Here is a 19310-nt window from a genome sequence, read left to right on the forward strand (position 1 = left end):
TACAATCGCCTGTTTGGTGAGCAAATATGTTTCGTAAGTAAACATACCAGTAATATAATAGCGCTTCAAATAAACTAAATAGTCTCCAGTTACAAGGGGCATTCTTGCTATATTCAACTAATTGTTATTAATTCGATTCAGCATTCAGTTTTAGATAAGTAAATATAATTTTTAGCGGAAATTTTGTATATTGATAGAGATTTTAAAAATAGTATTAATATTTATTCGCTTTTATCTGATGGATGAGAAAGTGGCGTGGTTAGGTGAAATAATGACTGATTTTTAGTGTAGCTTGCTTTTTTCATTATTCGCAAGTCGATGAGCAATTGTAATTTAAAATCATAAAATGTTACATAATTTACTGATTATACAGCAAAAATAAGTAACGAAATGATAACGATCAAGTTTTTATAATGATAATTTGCTAACATCGAGCTAAAGATAAAAATATATTATTGCATTTTCTCTGTCATTCCATCTTAAAACTTGTATGGATACCCTTATGAATAAACTGACCCCGTTAAAACCGATACCCACATTAATCGCAGTCGCCATAGCATTAATTATTTGGTTCATTATTCCTGTTCCTGAAGGTGTTAATCCAAATGCTTGGCATTTATTAGCATTATTTGTCGGAACCATAGCTGCAATCATAGGTAAAGCTCTACCAATTGGTGGGGTATCAATTGTCGCGATTTCCTTGGTAGCGGTGACTGGGGTCACTAACCCAGAATCAACAAAAGGGGCTATTGCTGATGCATTAAGTGGTTTTTCCAATGACCTTATCTGGTTGATTGGTATCTCCATTATGGTATCAATGAGTTTAAATAAAACGGGATTAGGTGCGCGTATCGGTTATTACGTCATTTCCCTGTTTGGTAAAAAAACCTTGGGAATTGCTTACTCTTTGGCGATTGCCGAAACTATTTTAGCGCCCGTTACGCCAAGTAATACGGCTCGAGGTGGCGGAATTATTCACCCGATTATGCGCTCAATCGCGGATAGCTTCGGCTCTAAAGCCGAAGATGGAACAGCAGGGAAAATTGGACGCTACCTTTCTTTGGTTAACTACAATATTAACCCAATCACGTCTGCGATGTTTATTACTGCGACGGCGCCAAACCCATTGATTGTTAGTTTAATTGTGAGTGAGGCGGGTAAAGGAAATGAACTGAGCTGGGGAATGTGGGCGGTTGCCGCGTTTGTTCCGGCAATAGTGTCTCTGATCCTGATGCCTTTAGTAATCTATTTTATGTATAAACCTGAAATCACGTCTACACCTGATGCACCTAATTTCGCGAAGGAGCGCTTACAACAACTAGGCCCGATTTCGTTGCCAGAAAAAATTACCCTTGGTGTGTTTGCACTCTTGCTGGTGATGTGGGCAGGGGTTCCCGAAATGTTATTTGGACCGTCTTTTAGTGTAAATGCGACTACTGCTGCGTTTATCGGTTTAAGTGTGCTGCTCGCAACGGGAGTGGTTAACTGGGATGATATTCTGAAGAATAAAGGCGCATGGGATACGGTTGTTTGGTTCTCGGCACTGGTGATGATGGCGAGCTTCCTGGGTAAACTAGGTTTAATCAAATGGATGTCACTCACCGTCGGTAGCTCCATTGATAGCATGGGTATTAGTTGGGTCTGGGGAACTTTAATTCTGGTATTAATATACGTTTATTCCCACTATTTCTTTGCTAGTACAACCGCGCATATTACCGCAATGTTTGCCGCATTTTTTGCCGCTGGCTTGGCTCTTGGTGCTCCGCCAATGCTGCTAGGACTTACCTTAGCATTCTCTTCTTCCTTAATGATGTCATTAACTCACTATGGGACAGGAACGGCGCCTATTATCTTTGGGTCCGGATATGCCACATTGGGTGAATGGTGGAAAGCGGGCTTCGTGATGAGTGTCGTGAACTTAATTATCTGGATCAGCTTAGGGAGTATTTGGTGGAAATTTCTTGGTTACTGGTAATGAGTTTAGTTAGCCATTGAATATCAGCATCAATCAAAAACCGGAATAAAACTCCGGTTTTTTTATCTTCTTTGGATTATCAATGAAATTATATTTTTTAGAGATGAAAAAAATAAAACATCGACCTAAAAAATATAAGGTATTGTGAAGTTCTAAATAATAATCTCAGGAAATGATTGAGGATTTTTCATCTTAAAGCGGCTATGATTGAAAGATTAATCAATATTAATAAGTCCATCGATTGAAATATTAGAAAGGGATAGTAGGTCTAAAATGAAAAAAATCGCATTAGTATTAGGTATGGCTGGTGTTATGGCATTAGTGTCTGCATGTTCGGATGAGAAATCTGAAATTGCTGAATATAAAACTAACTTCGTGAATACTTGTACCAAGGCATCCGGTGATTCAGATGCAGAAACCACTAAAGCAGTCAGTGCAATTTGTGGTTGTGCATATGATAAAACAATTGAAAAATATGGTTTAGCAGAATTCAAACGTTTAGATGGTGAATTACAAAAATCAGCAAGTGCAGCGCCTGAATTCCAACAAACGATGATTGGATTTGTTCAAGAGTGTGCAACGAGCGCACGTTAATTGAATACGCTGATGAAATAAAACTAAGCACAGCACTTCTGAACAGTTAAGCGTTATTGACTAATTTGGTCGCTGTGTAAGATCCGTAATCTACTACGATTACGGATTTTTTTATGCTACATAGCCAGATTCTTGAGATAATTCAAAACTAGGCTTTAGATAAATACACCTCGCTTTTTTGCTCCCTTTTCCATATCGATATTCTTCTATTAGTTATTCCTTTTATGTTCTCAGTCAGTAGGTTAGCTACGCCGATGTTTTAGTTCCTATGTTATAAAAACCATTTTAGAGAAAACAAACTTACTCGAATTAGAAAATAGCTCTGCTGGGCTGGAACAAATTTATGCTGATGGCCCAGGGTTGAATGATCACTGACGAGTAATTATCAGATAGCTCTTGTCGCACAACTGATGAAGTAAGATGCTGATATTTACTGACACCGCGGATAGGATAAGCTGCATTTGTTGAGTTATATTCACAATAAAGAGTAAAGTAAATTTAAACTGATAATGTTGACTCTTCTATTTATTAAATTGATTTAAAAGAAAAACAACCCAAAAGACTATATTAATTTAAAATTGAAAGTGACAATTTAATTATTGATTTAATATTAATAATTTTCATTCTTAGATAAATGAAAGCTTAAATTTAGAATGAATGTAATTGTTATTGTAAATATCAAGGCAATAATTAAGGTTAAATATTGTTTTTTAAACTTTTATTTTTAATGGCTAAATGATAATTGACCTTTAAGGTATCCAAAAATAATCATCCAAAATAGATTTTTCATTATCGGTATTAAATAAGTTTTCAGATGAATCATTATATATCAAAACGATATTTGTATATTTTTGTTTGTATATTTTTGTTTGTATATTTGTTATTTTTACACCTTATAGGTTTAATTTAGTTTTTTCATTTATTTCATTTGACGAAAAATGATTGTTATTTTTTGACTGAATTATTTTTATAAAATGTCACTCGATATATTTATTTCAATAGTGGTAGTCTAAAAATGTAGATTAAATAATATATATTAAAGTATAAAATGATTTTTTTTGGTGTTAATGTCGATTTTTCAATCTAAGTCAGTTTTATAATCTTCTTTATCACTATATGATTTGCATATTTAGCGGTTAATTCTATCTTACTTGCCATTAATAACATTATGTTTTTATTGAATTTGTTTTTTATTCTTATTGGTTGCGCACTCAATATAATTAAATGTTTTTCCTACTCGCGAATGAGTGGGCTTATTTGTTTTTAAATACTAGGTGCGTAATATATTGAACATGAACTGTTCTGATTCAAAGTATGAATAATAAGTTCAGAGGTACCCAATATGGAAAATGAAAGATATAAATACTCATTGTCAATAGGTCAAAGAATTAAATCACTCAGACTACAAAATGGTTGGAGCGGTGATGCTTTAGGAAAAGTAACAGGAATCAGTCAGCAACAAATCTCTCGATATGAACGGGGAGTAAATAGGATTGATGTTGAATCATTAGCTAAATTCGCGAATGCATTTAATGTGAGCATCGTAGTCTTATTATCGGATTATGATAAGACCATCTACGATAAAAGTATATTTGTTGCAAACACAGTAGTTATCTAATTCAGGATAGTAGTATTAAAGGGACTTAATCTTTTTTATGTAGTTAATCATCCTTATTTTAATAATAAAGGATAGGAATTGTTTTATCTTACAAAGGTCAAATATGAAAAAATCTCTTTTAGTTTTATTAATGGCGTCTTCAGTTTCAGCTTCCGTATTGGCAGCAGATGGGACAATTACGTTTAATGGTGAAATTACTGCAACAACGTGTGATGTGATAACTGGTACGAACGGTGATTTCACCGTTACTCTGCCAACAGTATCAACGACAGCACTTGCTAGTGCTGGTGCTACAGCAGGAAATACCTCATTTGTCATTGAGTTAGCTAACTGTACCGCTAGCGGCGTAGATGTGGCAGCAAACTTCGAAAGTTTAACAAGTGGAGATGCTGTTACCGGTAATCTTAATCCAACAACTGCCCCAGCTAACGTACAAATCGGTTTGGCTGACCAAGCAGGTAACTTGGCTAAGGTTAATGGTGCACCAGTTGGTAGACAACCGATTGTTGGTGGTGCTGCTACATTAGCATATCAAGCATTCTATTATGCAAAAGATGCAGTTACCGCTCCGGGTCTTGTGACTGCACAAGTTAACTATACCTTGACTTATCCATAATAAGTAAGACTGTCAGAGGGAGCAATTCCTCTGACAGATTCGATAAAAATATTCAAATACTGCTATAAATACAAGGTTAGGTCACTATGATAACTCGGATACCTATAATCAATAAAATAGTTCTATTTACATCATTGTTTATGATATCAACGTCACTTTATGCCAGCGTTATTATTAATGGAACTCGTGTTATCTACAATGAGAGTTCAAAAAGTAAAACAGTGCAGTTGGTTAATGAAAATAAATGGCCAGCATTAGTTCAGGTTTGGTTAGATAATGGTGATCCAAGTGAGCTTCCTGAAAATATTAAAACACCATTTTCTATCACTCCTCCTATATTTAAAATGTCTCCAGATTCTGGTCAGAATTTAAGAATAACCTATTTGGGTAGTAATTTACCTAAAGATAAAGAATCTATTTTTTATTTAAATGTATTGGAAATACCACCAGAGAGTGAAGACTCCGTATCTTTGGATAAAAACACTATGCAAATTGCAATTCGGTCAAGAATAAAATTATTGTATAGGCCAGTTGGTATTAAAATGCCATCTCAAATAAATGAAAAATTGTCTTTCTCAATAAAGAGAACAAATAAGGGGAATGAGGTTTTAGTTAAAAACAACTCTCCCTGGTATATTACTTTTCAGAATGTAGAGATTTCATTAGGCAATAAAAAGTTAGACTTAGTAGAAAATATGGTTGCACCATTCTCTGAGATTTACTTGATGCGAGATAATGGTACTGCAATACCAAATGATTTTATTAATGCCAAGAAAATCAACTACTCAATAATTAATGATTATGGTGGTTTAGATTCATTTGAATCAAATCTATAATAAATGGTATTACTATGAAAATAAAATTGGTTTTTATACTCATTTCTTTATCGTTAGCATATTCTAGAGTATCATTCGCTGTTGAAGAAAATCAAAATGAAAAAAAATACTCTTATAATGAAGGCTTTTTACTCGGTAATGCTAAAGATATATCAATAGATAATTTAAGTGAAGATCAAGTTACACCAGGTAACTGGTTTGTAGACTTGTATTTAAATAATGAATTTATCTACAATAGAGAAGTAAAATTTTATAAAAATGATAAAGGAAAGGTCGTTCCTTGTTTAACAAAAGATGATGTGGCTAGTTTTAATATTAAACCTGAGTATTTGAGTTTAATTACATCTGGTGGGGAATGTGAAAATCTATATACTTTATCAAAAGATGTAGATATTAGTTTAAAGCAAGATATATTAAGATTGGATATTTTAATTCCTCAAATAATGGTGGAGCATTATGCTCGCGGATCGGTACCAATTAATGCTCTGAATGAAGGAATTCCAGCATTTTTTATGAATTATTATCTTAATGGATATAGTAGTCGTAGTCATGGTGATAATACTCATTCAGCTTATGGAAATATATCTGCTGGACTTAATCTTGGGCTATTTCGTTTTCGTCATCAATCTAACTTACAATATAATCAAGATAATAAATTTGAGCATGAAAGCATTCGAACTTATGTTCAAAGAGCGATTCCTCAAATTGAAAGTGAATTAACACTTGGTCAATCGTTTACGAATGGGAATCTTTTCGACAGTTTTTCTTATACTGGTGCAGAGTTAGCAACTGATAATCGTATGCGTCCCCAATCGATGCAAGGGTTTGCACCAACTGTACGTGGTGTTGCAAACAGTAATGCGCGGGTGCGGGTGATACAAAATGGTTTCGTTATTTATGAAACTAACGTTTCACCGGGTGAATTTGTTATTAATGATCTTTATGCAACAGGTTATGGTGGTGATTTAACGGTTGAGGTTACTGAAGCAAGCGGTAGTGTTTCTTCATTTATTGTACCATTTGCAACGATACCTGGTTTATTACGACCGGGACAAATTGATTACAGTATCGTGAGCGGTAAAGTTCGGGGAGATAATGTCTCTTCAGATTTTTTTGTTCAATCCACATTGCAATATGGGTTGAGTAATATCGTAACACCTTTTGTGGGATTGCAATATTCAAATAAATACCAGTCAGGGTTATTAGGTTTTGCGGTAAATACTGACATTGGTGCATTTAGTTTTGATATGGCAAGTTCTAAAGCTGAGCTTAATAATGATAAAACCTATAGTGGTACTCGAGCAAGGGTAACGTGGAATAAAGACATTAATGCCACAGGAACTAATATTGCACTAGCGGGATATCGTTATGAGTCGCAAAATTATTTAAATTTATATGAGGCAAGTTCTTACCGTGATAATTATTTATTTAACGGGGATTCAATTAATCCAAGGCGCTCTCAATATACTTTAACCATCAATCAAAATTTAGCTGATTATGGTACGATTTATGCGAGTGGGTCATTACAAACTTGGCGCGATAATTTACCTGATACGAAGCAATTGCAATCGGGTTATATGAATAGTTTTAAAGGTATTGGATATAGCTTTACTTATATAAAAATGTACCGTAATGGTGAGCAAAATGGCGACAATAATTATATGTTTAATGTGTCAGTTCCATTCTCATTATGGTATCCAGAGCAAAATACTGTAATGAGTAGTTCCATTACGCGTTCTGACAATGATAATCGATGGGCAAATAATACCAGTATCAGTAGCTCTTTTGGGGAAGATAATTCTATATCTTGGAACGCAACTGCCAGTGACATTGGGCAATCAAGAAGTAGCTTCTCAGGAAATATTCAAAAAGATTTTTCATCGGCTTCTGTTAATGGGGGTTATTCTCAAGGGAGAGATTTTAAATCACTTTCAGCTGGAGCAAGTGGTGCTTTGGTTATTTATGAAGGCGGTATTATTCCTTCTCGTTACTTAAGTGACACGTTTGCAATTATTGAAGCGGATAAAGCGGAAGGTGCTTCAGTTTCATCTTGGAATAATATTATTCTTAATGAAAAAGGTCAGGCAGTTGTTCCTTCACTTATGCCTTATCAATATAATACTCTTTATCTAGATTCTGAAAATATGAATTCAGATATTGAAATTGCTAATAATATGGTTAAGGTCGCTCCTTATGCTGGCTCTGCAGTATTAGTGAAATTTAAAACAGAGAAAGGAAATAATATTACCTACCGTATTATGCTACAAGATAAAAAGTCAGTTCCATTTGGTGCAGATATTTATGATGAAAGTAATAATAAGATTGGCTTAGTTGGTCAAGGTGGATTAGTTCATTTTATATCACAGCTTGAAGCCGGTACTGTTTTTGTTAAATGGGGCGATGAAAATAATCAACGTTGTAAGTTTGATTATAATTTTACTAACAGCAATACGATCTCAGAATCCACGTGTTATTTTTACTGAGGAATTAATTTTGATTAATCATAAAATCAAACTAGCTATATTTCTAAGTTTGATGTTTTCATCATTCTTAGCTAATGCACTATGTTCTGTCGTTGGTACTGGAATTAACCGTGCACCTGTCACTTACCTTGGGCCTATTGATCCAATCGCTATCTATGGATTACAATTTCAACCAAAAGGAACGCCATTAAGTCTTTCTTATATGTCTGGGACACAACTGTCTATCTCTAACGGACTGAATCCAGAAACGGTATTATTTCGTTGTAATGCTGCTGATGCTAACCAAATTTTTGAAGGTTATTATTTATTTAGAGCAGATAATGCACATCTGGCTTCTGCCCAAATAGTAAATGGAATTACCTATTGGGCAATTTGGGTCGTGGGTGCGGTTTCTCCTCGGACTCCTGTTTCCGGTGTGGATTATGAATTCTTTTTAGGAAACGGTATTAATGTGGGGAATGCATTTGGTAATCAGCCGAATTGGACAAAAAGAATGGCATATGAGGTTGACCCAACGAATTCCAACTTTATTATAATAAAAGGAAAACATTTTTCTGGTTTCACGAATAGCCAAATCCGTTCTGGTATAGCTGTGACCGCAAGTAATTTTAATCCAGTAATACCTCAGCAGCTTAAAGGATTTATATTTTTTAGAGGCCCTGGTGTTAATAGTACTATGACTTCGAATGATGGAAATGGAGAGCCTAATACCGTTGGGTCATATTTCAGAGTTGGGCTACGTGGCGTGACTACCACTGCAATTAACTCATGTAATGTAGAAAGGAATGATGCAAACGTATCATTAGGAACACATTCTCAAAATGCATTACCTTCATCCCCAGTTAATTTTTCTGTTACGGTAAAATGTGACTCAGGCTCTACGGGGATTCAATATGGTCTTGCCCCTGGAATGGAAAATATAAGTAAAAATGTAACTGATGTATTATTACTTGACCCTAATATGGGATCGACAGCAAAGGGTGTTGCTATTGAAATCTTAAATTCAGCTCAGAGTAAAATACCACTGTTGAATCTTCCTGCTACCGGCGGTGTTATTTCGAGCGTGAATAATTGGCAGTCATTACCAATTCCAGCGTCAGGGGGACCAACATCTTCAGTCGATGTTAATCTATCTGCTCGGATTGTCCCATACGGTAATGAGCCTATCGCTCCGGGGGTTGTTCGATCTAAAGTGACATTTATGCTAAATAAAAATTAATTTTTTATTTTATTGGTATCGATTTCATATAACTTTGAATAGTTTAAAAGTAGTTAGGTGACAAGTGAATTAGCTGCTGGGAGCCGATATACTTATAATAAAACCGAAAGGGTTAGCCAGAGTTTGGCTAACCCTTTCGCATTTTTACATAAATAATTTTAATTATAAGTAATACTCAACGTTGGTTTGTTGTTGTATTGGTCATATTTTACTTTTACATAACTCAAGCTAATTTTTCTTGCCTCTTTTAGGGAGCTTGTTTTCGTGAGATTTTTACCATTACGATAGCATTCAAGGTTAACTTGTTCGGTATTAGCCACCTGAACTTTACATTGAGGCTCAAAGATATAACCAACAAACGTAATCGTACCGCCTCTCACATAGTTTGTAGCAGCATTAGCAAAAGATAAACCAGAAAGGAGTACAATAATCGTAGTTACAAGTAAGGATAAACGTTTCATGAGCTACCTCCTAGTTGAACTAGAACTGTGCGTTTAACACGTAATGCGAGTAAATGCACCATGATTAAGTTTAGTCTAATTACGAGTAATTAATATAATATATACACAGTAAAAGATATTTCTCTTATGTTTTATCTCGTATTAATATGAAATATAAATAATTATATCGATATTTAATATTTAGATAGATTCGATAATGATTAACCAATCATTACTAAGAGTCATAATGAATTTGGGCTATTGATAGAATGAAAAGCCCAATTGAGTGTTATTGATATTTAATGGGAGAGATAAGAATTCGTTAAGGATAATGAAATTTAAATAATATTAAATATCAATTGATTGGGCTTTGTATTACCGAAAAATATTATCCACAGAGGATAAATAAAAAGGCCGTAACGCCATGCGCTACGACCACTCTCAAAGCTTAACTGACAAATATTTCTGTAATGTCGAGGCTTTATTTTTTATTTAAACAAATGTTTGAACTGATGTGGAGCACAGCGCAAATATTGTGGTGCGACCGAAATTTGTTCATTCAATACACTGGCTGCACGCCATGGCCAACGAGGTTCATAAAGGATCCCTCGACCGATAGCAATGAAATCAGCCTGTCCCATGGCTAAAATTGCTTCTGCTTGAAGCGGTTCCGTAATTAAGCCAACGGCAATCACAGGGAGCTGAGTTTGGTTATGAATTTCTTGAGCTAATGGAACTTGATAGTTGGGACCCACTGGGATTTGCTGTTTATCGGATAACCCACCAGAAGAAACGTGGATATAGCTGCTGCCCAGTTCCTCGAGAATTTGTGTTAACTCAATAGACTCCGTTAAATCCCATCCGCCTTCAATCCAATCTGTTGCAGATATTCTGACACCTACCGCGATATCTGGGCTAACCGCTTCACGAATCTCCTTAAACGTTTCTACTAATAAGCGAGAGCGGTTAGCAAAGCTGCCACCATATTCATCTTGGCGAAGGTTTGAGTTAGGGGACAAGAAAGAATGGAGTAAATAGCCGTGCGCTGCATGAATTTCAATGACATCAAAACCCGCTTGTTCTGCTCGTTTGGCTGCATCCACAAACTGCCGCTTAATCTCAAGGATCTCATCTTTCGTTAATGCTTTTGGCGGGAAGCTATCAGCAAAGGGTTGTGCGGAGGGGGCAACTGTTTGCCAGCCATGCTCATGGTTAGTGGGTAAATTATTACCGCCTAGCCAAGGTAAATCACAAGCGGCTTTCCTACCCGCATGGGCGATTTGGATACCAAAGCGTGCATTCGCAAACGGTCTAATCTCTGCCAACATTTTCTTAAATGCTTGCATCTGGCTTTCATTCCAGATCCCTAAATCCTTATAGGTGATACGACCTGATGGGGTGACTGCGCTTGCTTCAACAATGATTAAGGCAGCCCCAGATAAAGCAAGATTCATATAATGGGCATGATGCCATGGGCTGACCACTCCATCATTAGCAGAGTATTGGCACATCGGAGGGATAATAATGCGGTTGTTTAAATGTACGGAACCGATTGTTGCAGGAGAAAACAAATGACTCATTATTTATTCCTTATACATTATGAAAATTATGTTCACAGTATAAAAGATTGCATCTATTTTTCTTGTGATAAAGCGGGAATTACGTATATCCAATAGATATTTTTTCACACGCTATGAGATAAAAAAGCACCACAATAGAGAAATATTTGAAAAAAAAGACAAAAAGTATAAATTTCTGCTTGAACACAAACACGTTGGTTGTTTTTTATTCTATCAATGAACTTAATTATGTTTTCATATCTTACGATAACCGTGTAAAGACAAGTGATTTAGACCCGTAACCTATTTATTTTAATAATAAAAAACGTTAATTCTTATTAATGGTTTTAATGGAGCTAATAGAATCTTTAGCTGATTTTTTATATTAAAAATGGTTTTAGTAAATTTAAAATTACATTTATCACCGCAAAAAAACAAATTTTAACTTGCAAGAAAATAGCGGGATTTATATAAGCAATAAGTTACCGATAACCAGTTTAATAAATTGATATTTTAATACTATTAATAATCTAAAAGTTTAATGAAATTATTTTACTGAGTATTTTTACCTGCAAAAAATATAATTCTAAGAAGGAAGATAAATGTGTTAACAATTATTGGTATTTTAATCATCGTATCGATAGTCACTTTATTGATGATGGGGAAAGCAAGCCCGATTATTGCAATGTCCTGTATCCCTTTTATTGGAGCCTTGCTAGCAGGGTATTCAATCGCTGAAATTTCTGTGTTCTTTGAAAGCGGGATTCATAAAGTCTCTAAAGTTGCGGCCATGTTTTTGTTCGCTATTTTGTTCTTTAGCTTGATGAAAGATTTACATATTTTTGATCCACTGATCCGCGCAATGGTCAAAATGACACGCGGTAACGTGATTGTGGTCTGCATTATGACCACCTTGATTGCGGGGGTTGTCCACTTAGATGGCTCTGGCGCGGCGACTTTCTTAATCATCATTCCTGCATTGTTACCGTTATACCGCCAATTGGGAATGAGTCCCTATCTGATGCTGTTATTAATGTGTACCAGTATGGGGATTATGAATATGGTTCCGTGGGGCGGTCCTTTAGGTCGCGCCTCTGCGGTGACGGGTATCGATGCGTCTACACTATGGCAAGGACTCATTCCTGTTCAATTAATTGGTATGGTCGGCGCAGTGGTGTTTGCTGTCATTATGGGGATGCGTGAAAAACGCCGTATTGCTGCTGCTGAATTACAAGGTACGACTCCATACCAAATGGATTCACTTCTGACGGCAGAAGAACAAATGGATGATGTCGTTGAAACGATTAACAAACCTAAGAAGCCGTGGATTAATGGCGGATTGATCTTAATCTCCATTATTTGCTTGGCATTTGGTCTGCTGTCCGCCCCTTATGTCTTTATGATTGCATTATCCTTAGCGCTACTGATTAACTTCCCAAATCCGAAAGACCAAATGAAAGTGATTTCTCAGCATGCCCCACAGGCATTGGGAATGGTGGCGATTATTTTAGCTGCTGGAGCATTTCTTGGTATTTTGTCTGACGGCGGAATGTTGAAATCTATTGCTGTTGATTTAACTGCGATCCTTCCAACAGAATGGGTATCAAAAATTCATATATTTGTGGGCATCCTTGGTGTACCGATGGATATTTTCACCAGTACTGATGCGTATTATTTTGCACTGTTACCAATTATTCAACAAATTGCGGGAACAGCAGGGATTGACCCATCAGCAGTGGTCTACGCGATGGCGATTGGTAATAACGCAGGGACGTTTGTGAGTCCATTTTCTCCGGCTGCATGGTTGGCGATGGGCTTAGCGGGCATTGATATGGGACGGCATTTGCGTTATTCGTTCGGGTGGATTTGGCTATTTAGCTTTTTTACTCTAGGTATTGGGGGGCTTTTAGGTCTTTATTGATCTGCTCGTCGTCTTTTACGCTGTAACGTTGTTGGCTGCAAAAGAAAACCCTAGTCACATACTTATGTATGCTCCTAGGGATTTTCTTTTTTGCCGCCTAGTTACAGCATAAAATCCATAGAGCCACTGCTTGGAAGTTGAAAAGTCAAAATCAAAAATAATTAAAAATTTTAAAACTGAATGAAACATCGAGAATAAAAATAGTTGCTAAGTGGAACATGGTTTTTAAGATAGTTGGGATTCATAAGCTTTCTTTTACATGTGATGATTGAGGGGAATAATTGTGTACGGTAGCCCAAGAAAATAAACATCCTATTATGCATGTTGAGGTGGACGTTGAAAAAGAAACTCATACTTATCAGTGCACTATTTATGTTGGTCGCTTGTGCTCAGCCAGTTAAATACCAAAAGGGTAACCAATATCCACCTCAACTTATTGTCCATAAAGATCAGGGATTCTTTGATCTATTATTCCAAAGTGATGCGGTCAACGTGACGTGCAAACGAGAGCTGATTAATTTTAATCCGAATTATCGTTCTTATGAACCATCGGTGTACAGTGCCGTCAGAAATGCTCGACGTATTGTCATTATCGAAAGCCAGTCAGGCCAAAATAATAAAGTTGAAACGACGACAGCATGGTTAAAGCAAAATGGTGCTCGTGTAGAGATTGAGAGCGGTAGCCAAGCCCGTTGTGATGGTGGAAATTGCACGGTAACGATCTGTTTTGATTAATCCATGCTAAATATGTGGTAGCCGAACTAGAATACGCAAGGGAGATAATCTCGTGGAGACAGTAGTTAAACATTTTACAGCAACGGCCATGATCCGAAATGAGAACGGTGAATTTTTACTACATAAGCACTCAAAATTAGGTTTTTGGCTTCCACCGGGTGGACATGTTGAATTGAATGAAGAGCCTCAAGATGCAGTTATTCGTGAGGTTTTAGAGGAAACAGGATTGAAGTGTTATGTGGTTAATTGTGCTTATCCACTCAACGCGTGTATCAATAATACTGGTCATACTCAAGCCTTACCGATGCCATTAGCGATCCTAAAAGAACTTATTGAGGATAAAGTAAAAGGAAATCACTGGCATATTGATATGATTTATTTATGTGAACTTATTGCTCCTAATGAAAAACCACATGAAGAATTTCATTGGATCCCTTTTGAACAACTGACAAATCTTAATATTCCACAAGATGTTATTGAATTAGCCTACATGGTGAATGCGTTTTATTCGAAATAGTTGCTAAGTGGAACATGTTTTTTCACATAATTAGGACTATATCGGTGGCTTTTGTCTTGACTGTTAGTTTAGAATCCCCGCGTACTGATTATTTCTTATTGTTTTTATAGTAAAAACACTTTTTGATGAGGCCGTCTCGCGGAACAGATATGTAATACCAACTCTTGATTTCTCAATTATCACAGAGGCAAATCTTGCTCAAGGTTTGTTGTGTTTTGTTATTTCTGTAGAGAAAGCATGATGAATATGCAATCAAGGAAGTATGGTAGAACGTATCACTATCCGTTCTCCCCGGGCACCACCAGCGACGATCGTATTAATAGCGATTGGTGGGCGCACATCCAAAATATTGAACAATTAGTTCATACCGAAAAACTCGATGGTGAAAATAACTGCTTGAGCCGCCACGGCGTGTTTGCTCGTTCCCATGGCGCGCCAACACAATCCGCATGGACTCAACAGATTCGTCAACGTTGGCAATTAATTAAAGACGATCTTGGGGATATTGAACTGTTCGGTGAAAATTTATATGCCGTTCATTCGATTGAATATCAACATATCGAAGATTACTTTTATGTGTTTGCGGTGAGGCAAGGTGACTACTGGCTAAGCTGGGAAGAGGTAAAATTTTATGCTTCTCTGTTTGATTTTCCCACTGTGCCACAGCTTAATCTTGAGATTGATAAATCCCTATCACCGCAACAATACCGTGACGCGTTAATGACCGCGGCATCTGCTGATAGTCACTTCATTGCACGGGATACCCATACGAGAAAAGCATGCAGCATGGAAGGCATTGTGACCCGAGATAGCCAAGGCTTTCATGTGGATGACTTTATGCAGCATATTTTCAAATATGTGCGTAAAAATCATGTCAAAACGGACATTCACTGGAAGCGAAATTGGCAGCGAACGCTACTGGAATTTGAACGACAAGGAGGTGCCCGATGAATTGGCAACTAACGCAAAAGCGCGAATGGTCACAGTTGGAAAAGCAATTTGAATTTGTACGGGATATGGCCGCTGTACCACAAGATTCTCGGCATCATTCTGAGGGCAATGTGGCTATTCATACCCAAATGGTACTGGCGGCATTAGAAGGCTTGCCGGAATACCAGCGGCTACCTGAGCAGCAACAACAGATTGTGTGGACTGCGGCACTACTTCATGACGTAGAAAAGCGCAGCACCACGCGTGAAGAAGAGGGGCGAATTATCTCTCCCGGACACGCGCGAAAAGGGGAGCTTTCTGCCCGAAATATTCTATTCCGCAGTGTGGACACGCCGTTTGCTATTCGCGAGCAAATTGCGGCATTAGTCCGTTTTCACGGTTTACCCTTATGGTTAATGGAAAAGCCAGATCCTGAGCGTGCGTTATATGCCGCCTCGCTGCGGGTGGATATGTCTCTGTTATGCATGCTGGCGAAAGCCGATGCACTTGGGCGGGTTTGTGAAGATCAAACGGATTTACTCACACGAATTGAGCTGTTTGAGCTATTTTGTCGTGAACATGAATGTTGGGACCAACCGAAACAGTTTGCTTCACTGGCAGGACGTTTTCACTATTTCCATACTCAGCGTGGAACACCGGATTACCAGCCTTTTGATGAGGAGGGTAGCGAGGTCATTATGTTGTGTGGTTTACCGGGAATGGGGAAAGATCACTTTATCCAACGATTCTACCCGCAGACGGCAGTGGTGAGCCTCGACAATATTCGCCGTGAGCATAACATTGACCCAGCGGATCGTAATGCCCAAGGTTGGGTGGCGCAGCAAGCCAAAGAACAGGCAAAAGTGTACCTACGAAATAAGCAAAATTTCATCTGGAATGCGACCTCACTGAATGGTTCTTTGCGGGAAAGTTTGATTAGCCTGTTTGCTCGTTACCAAGCGAAAATCCATCTGATTTATCTCGAGGTTCCTTGCAAACAGTGGCTGCAACAAAATCGCCAGCGTAAACATGTAGTACCTGATAATGTGCTGGAAAGAATGTCGAGGAAACTGGAAATACCGACCCCCGATGAAGCTCATCAGGTTTCCTATTTTATTAACGGCGAATTTTTGAAATAAGCCCCACATTCCTGCCTCAATGTTTGAGGCAGGAATGTTTCTTGCCATCAAGGCACAAAGACATTTCCTTCAAATAATTTTCTAGCGGTACGAATAATTGACGCTTGTAGCCCTTCAGGCACATTGGTTTGATTATGTAGCGCAACCTCAAATTTGCCGCTCAAATGCTCAATTGCAATTTTTTGCATATCCACAGCACCATGAAGGTAAGGTTCAATCACTGTTCCCGGTAATATTGCGCCTGTAGCAATGGCAATTGCGCCCGTCACGGCTAAAGCGCCATGGCATTTATGAGGCATAAAATAACGTACATTAATCGTGCCCCCATGAAGTGCGGGGGAGACTAAAATCGGTTTTGGGATCACTTTGTGGGTCACATCGCCGAGCCCCATGGCTTCACCCGCTAACAGTCGAATAGTTTCTAGTCGCTGCATAAATTCTAAATCATGCTCTAATTGGTCAGCCGTTTCATAGCCAGTTTTGTTGAGCTGAGAAGCATCAATCAGCACAACTGGCGTAGCCATATCAAGGCAAGTGACCTCAACGCCATCAATCACATCGACCACATTACCGGTTGGTAATAATTTTCCTGTTTTAGTTCCGCTCGCATTTAAAAACGTCAGCGCGACGGGGGCGGCATGACCGGGAACACTGGCAATGGTGGTATTACCTTCGTACTGCACTTGCCCATTAGGGGTTTGGATGGTGGCATTGATAAACGTATTGGTATTGACGTTGCGGATGCGAACCGTGGTGACGTCGCCAGTGATGGGAACTAATCCTTTTTCCAGTGAAAACGGGCCGACGGCACACAGAATATTGCCACAGTTTGGCGCGGTATCCACAATCGGTTCAGTTATCGACACTTGGGCAAATAAATAGTCAACATCTGCATCGGGGTGCGTGGATGGGCTGATAATCGCAACTTTGCTGGTTTGTGGACTGCCGCCGCCAATACCATCAATCTGTAAGGGGTGACCGGAGCCCATGATACCTAAAATGAGTTCGTCACGTTGTTGAATATTCGTTGGGAGATCGTCAGCTAATAAAAATACACCTTTTGAAGTACCACCGCGCATTAATACACAAGGGATCTGTTTCATCTTGATTCCTATTTGAATATCGATAAGGTTAAAAAATGGAGCGCCATTTTCATGGGCTCCATCGATTAACTAAGACAAGCTGGGGGATTAAATGAGACCCATGTTGATCAGGATTTCCCACCAACCTAGACCGATAGTCATGTGGACTAACAAACTTAAGAACGCCACAATCCCACCAATGATCCACCAAGAACGAATATCGTTATAACCTGCACCGAAGACGATTGGAGCTGCCGCGCCTCCGTAGTGGGTTAAGCTGCCGCCGTAGGCGTTGGAGAATAGTAGACCCAGTGCTAACAGCATTGGTGGCGCACCTGCAACCATTCCGACAGTCGCAAATACAGGTACCATCGCTGCCACATACGCACCGCCGGAAGCGAACAGATAGCGAATTGCAACACTGATAAACATGATGACAAAGAATGCTAACATCGCTTGGTCGCCAAAGGAGAGGTGCTCACTCATCACATCAGCTAACCACTTGAAGAAGCCCGCTTTGGTTAGTACACCGGACATCCCGATAATACCACCGTACCAAATCAGCGTGTTCCAGCCACCTTTGTTTTTCAGAACATCATCCCAAGTGACTACACCGAGGATTAAGGTCAATGCCATCACTGCGATAGCAACACTTGATGCACTAACGCCGATTTTATCTGCAAATATCCAGCCTGATAATGCGAGAACAAAGATGACACTGAGCAGTTTCTCGCGCATGGTCATTGGACCTAAGTCTTCTAACCCTTTTGCTGCGATCTCTTTGTTATTCACCTTTTTCAATTCAGGTGGATACAGCTTGTAGATAATCAGTGGTGTCAGGATTAACATAATCAAACCTGGCACTGCTGCGGCCAATGCCCATCCACCCCAACTTAAATGGATGCCCATAATATCGGTCATCATTGCCAGTGCCAGTGCATTTGGTGCCATGGCTGTTAAGAACATATAGCTGGTGGTTTTGGTCACCATATACACGTTCACTAGCAAATAGTGACCGGCTTTACGCGGGCTTTTTTCTGGATCTGAACCGAGTGCTACCGCCACACTGTTGATGATTGGGAAGACAATTCCGCCTGCTCGCGCCGTATTAGATGGCGTCGCAGGGGCAATAATCAGGTCAAGGATCGCCGTTACATAGCCCAGTCCTAATGTTGTTCCACCCAATTTACCAATTAAGATATAAGAGAGGCGTTTCCCCAAACCGGTGATCACAAATGCGGCGCTCAAGGTAAATGCGGCGAAGACTAACCATGTGGTCCCCGAAGCATAACCGCTGAGTACTTCACCTGCTTTCACATCTTTAGTACCTGTGATACCAATAACAACTGCACTGGCTGCAATCGTGGCTAATAAAATCACGGGCTCAGAATAAGGTTTGAGTACCAGACCCACAATAGCGGCAAGGTATAAACCAAATAATAACCACGCGATACTGGGTAACCCCTCTGGCGTCGGTATTAAGGCTATAATTATTGGAATGGCTATAAGAACTAATAGCTTCCATATTTTATCTTTTTGCATAGGCTAATCCTTCAAGAATATAAAACTTTAAATTTCTTAAATCACATAAAACGAATATCTAAAATGTGTGGAAACCTATTTCTGGATATAGCGGTATCTTGAAT

The 19310-nt window shown here is 38.4% G+C and carries 16 protein-coding genes; 12 read left to right on the forward strand and 4 right to left on the reverse strand.

The annotated features are described in order from the left end of the window. The first annotated feature begins 502 nt into the window (after window positions 1-502). From EL244_RS07170 to EL244_RS07200, 7 genes are all read left to right on the forward strand, one after another. Window positions 503-1975, forward strand: a complete 1473-nt coding sequence (locus EL244_RS07170; RefSeq protein ID WP_126436720.1) for a DASS family sodium-coupled anion symporter — start codon at window positions 503-505, stop codon at window positions 1973-1975. A 273-nt stretch (window positions 1976-2248) separates the two neighbouring features. Continuing rightward, window positions 2249-2569: a hypothetical protein gene (locus tag EL244_RS07175; protein WP_006813375.1), complete on the forward strand. Its 321-nt coding sequence runs from the start codon at window positions 2249-2251 to the stop codon at window positions 2567-2569. 1342 nt (window positions 2570-3911) lie between these two features. Continuing rightward, the gene (locus tag EL244_RS07180) at window positions 3912-4187 is read left to right on the forward strand and encodes a helix-turn-helix domain-containing protein (RefSeq protein WP_006813374.1); all 276 of its coding nucleotides are present in this window, start codon (window positions 3912-3914) and stop codon (window positions 4185-4187) included. 103 nt (window positions 4188-4290) lie between these two features. After that, entirely contained in the window at window positions 4291-4803 is a 513-nt protein-coding gene (locus tag EL244_RS07185) for a fimbrial protein (RefSeq protein ID WP_006813373.1), read from the forward strand. 221 nt (window positions 4804-5024) lie between these two features. After that, the gene (locus EL244_RS07190; RefSeq protein WP_232004569.1) at window positions 5025-5639 is read left to right on the forward strand and encodes a fimbrial biogenesis chaperone; all 615 of its coding nucleotides are present in this window, start codon (window positions 5025-5027) and stop codon (window positions 5637-5639) included. A 14-nt stretch (window positions 5640-5653) separates the two neighbouring features. After that, window positions 5654-8122 (forward strand): fimbria/pilus outer membrane usher protein, encoded by a 2469-nt coding sequence (locus EL244_RS07195; RefSeq protein ID WP_126459839.1) that lies wholly within the window; start codon window positions 5654-5656, stop codon window positions 8120-8122. 10 nt (window positions 8123-8132) lie between these two features. Then, on the forward strand, window positions 8133-9341 hold the full coding sequence (locus tag EL244_RS07200) for a fimbrial protein (protein ID WP_172597507.1): 1209 nt from the start codon (window positions 8133-8135) through the stop codon (window positions 9339-9341). Window positions 9342-9499: 158 nt separating this feature from the next. On the opposite strand, the gene EL244_RS07205 is transcribed toward EL244_RS07200, so the two are convergent. Both EL244_RS07205 and EL244_RS07210 read right to left on the reverse strand, forming a co-directional pair. After that, complete coding sequence (locus EL244_RS07205; protein WP_126459845.1) at window positions 9500-9802, reverse strand: hypothetical protein; 303 nt, start codon at window positions 9800-9802, stop codon at window positions 9500-9502. A gap of 467 nt (window positions 9803-10269) precedes the next feature. Beyond that, window positions 10270-11361 (reverse strand): NADH:flavin oxidoreductase/NADH oxidase, encoded by a 1092-nt coding sequence (locus EL244_RS07210; protein ID WP_126459848.1) that lies wholly within the window; start codon window positions 11359-11361, stop codon window positions 10270-10272. A 583-nt stretch (window positions 11362-11944) separates the two neighbouring features. Here EL244_RS07210 and EL244_RS07215 point away from each other — a divergent pair. The 5 genes from EL244_RS07215 to EL244_RS07235 all read left to right on the forward strand — a co-directional run bounded on the left by EL244_RS07215 (window position 11945) and on the right by EL244_RS07235 (window position 16582). Beyond that, on the forward strand, window positions 11945-13261 hold the full coding sequence (locus tag EL244_RS07215; RefSeq protein WP_039854214.1) for a CitMHS family transporter: 1317 nt from the start codon (window positions 11945-11947) through the stop codon (window positions 13259-13261). Window positions 13262-13597: 336 nt separating this feature from the next. Next, window positions 13598-13996 carry a hypothetical protein gene (locus EL244_RS07220; protein ID WP_172597508.1) on the forward strand — a complete coding sequence of 133 codons (399 nt, stop codon included), beginning with the start codon at window positions 13598-13600 and terminating at the stop codon, window positions 13994-13996. Between the two features lie 52 nt (window positions 13997-14048). Beyond that, window positions 14049-14513, forward strand: a complete 465-nt coding sequence (locus EL244_RS07225) for an NUDIX hydrolase (protein ID WP_126459854.1) — start codon at window positions 14049-14051, stop codon at window positions 14511-14513. A gap of 240 nt (window positions 14514-14753) precedes the next feature. After that, window positions 14754-15464 carry an RNA ligase family protein gene (locus EL244_RS07230; protein ID WP_126462759.1) on the forward strand — a complete coding sequence of 237 codons (711 nt, stop codon included), beginning with the start codon at window positions 14754-14756 and terminating at the stop codon, window positions 15462-15464. After that, complete coding sequence (locus EL244_RS07235) at window positions 15461-16582, forward strand: AAA family ATPase (RefSeq protein ID WP_126459857.1); 1122 nt, start codon at window positions 15461-15463, stop codon at window positions 16580-16582. Before EL244_RS07230 ends, EL244_RS07235 begins: the two co-directional genes overlap by 4 nt. Window positions 16583-16629: 47 nt before the next feature. On the opposite strand, the gene EL244_RS07240 is transcribed toward EL244_RS07235, so the two are convergent. Together EL244_RS07240 and EL244_RS07245 are read right to left on the reverse strand one after the other, a co-directional pair. Next, a complete protein-coding gene (locus EL244_RS07240; protein WP_126459860.1) occupies window positions 16630-17685 on the reverse strand; it encodes a 4-oxalomesaconate tautomerase in 1056 nt (351 codons plus the stop codon). Between the two features lie 87 nt (window positions 17686-17772). Continuing rightward, complete coding sequence (locus EL244_RS07245; protein ID WP_006813361.1) at window positions 17773-19206, reverse strand: anion permease; 1434 nt, start codon at window positions 19204-19206, stop codon at window positions 17773-17775. Between the last annotated feature and the right edge of the window lie 104 nt (window positions 19207-19310).

It is taken from the genome of Providencia rustigianii, assembly GCF_900637755.1.
In the GTDB taxonomy this organism is placed as follows: Bacteria; Pseudomonadota; Gammaproteobacteria; order Enterobacterales; family Enterobacteriaceae; genus Providencia; species Providencia rustigianii.

What these genes read in the sequence shown, in the direction of transcription:
- EL244_RS07235 (WP_126459857.1), top strand. Translation starts at nt 15,461, where the DNA reads ATGAATTGGCAACTAACGCAAAAGCGCGAATGGTCACAGTTGGAAAAG.
- EL244_RS07180 (WP_006813374.1), top strand. Translation starts at nt 3,912, where the DNA reads ATGGAAAATGAAAGATATAAATACTCATTGTCAATAGGTCAAAGAATT.
- EL244_RS07170 (WP_126436720.1), top strand. Translation starts at nt 503, where the DNA reads ATGAATAAACTGACCCCGTTAAAACCGATACCCACATTAATCGCAGTC.
- EL244_RS07205 (WP_126459845.1), bottom strand. Translation starts at nt 9,802, where the DNA reads ATGAAACGTTTATCCTTACTTGTAACTACGATTATTGTACTCCTTTCT.
- EL244_RS07175 (WP_006813375.1), top strand. Translation starts at nt 2,249, where the DNA reads ATGAAAAAAATCGCATTAGTATTAGGTATGGCTGGTGTTATGGCATTA.
- EL244_RS07240 (WP_126459860.1), bottom strand. Translation starts at nt 17,685, where the DNA reads ATGAAACAGATCCCTTGTGTATTAATGCGCGGTGGTACTTCAAAAGGT.
- EL244_RS07230 (WP_126462759.1), top strand. Translation starts at nt 14,754, where the DNA reads ATGAATATGCAATCAAGGAAGTATGGTAGAACGTATCACTATCCGTTC.
- EL244_RS07185 (WP_006813373.1), top strand. Translation starts at nt 4,291, where the DNA reads ATGAAAAAATCTCTTTTAGTTTTATTAATGGCGTCTTCAGTTTCAGCT.
- EL244_RS07245 (WP_006813361.1), bottom strand. Translation starts at nt 19,206, where the DNA reads ATGCAAAAAGATAAAATATGGAAGCTATTAGTTCTTATAGCCATTCCA.
- EL244_RS07210 (WP_126459848.1), bottom strand. Translation starts at nt 11,361, where the DNA reads ATGAGTCATTTGTTTTCTCCTGCAACAATCGGTTCCGTACATTTAAAC.
- EL244_RS07195 (WP_126459839.1), top strand. Translation starts at nt 5,654, where the DNA reads ATGAAAATAAAATTGGTTTTTATACTCATTTCTTTATCGTTAGCATAT.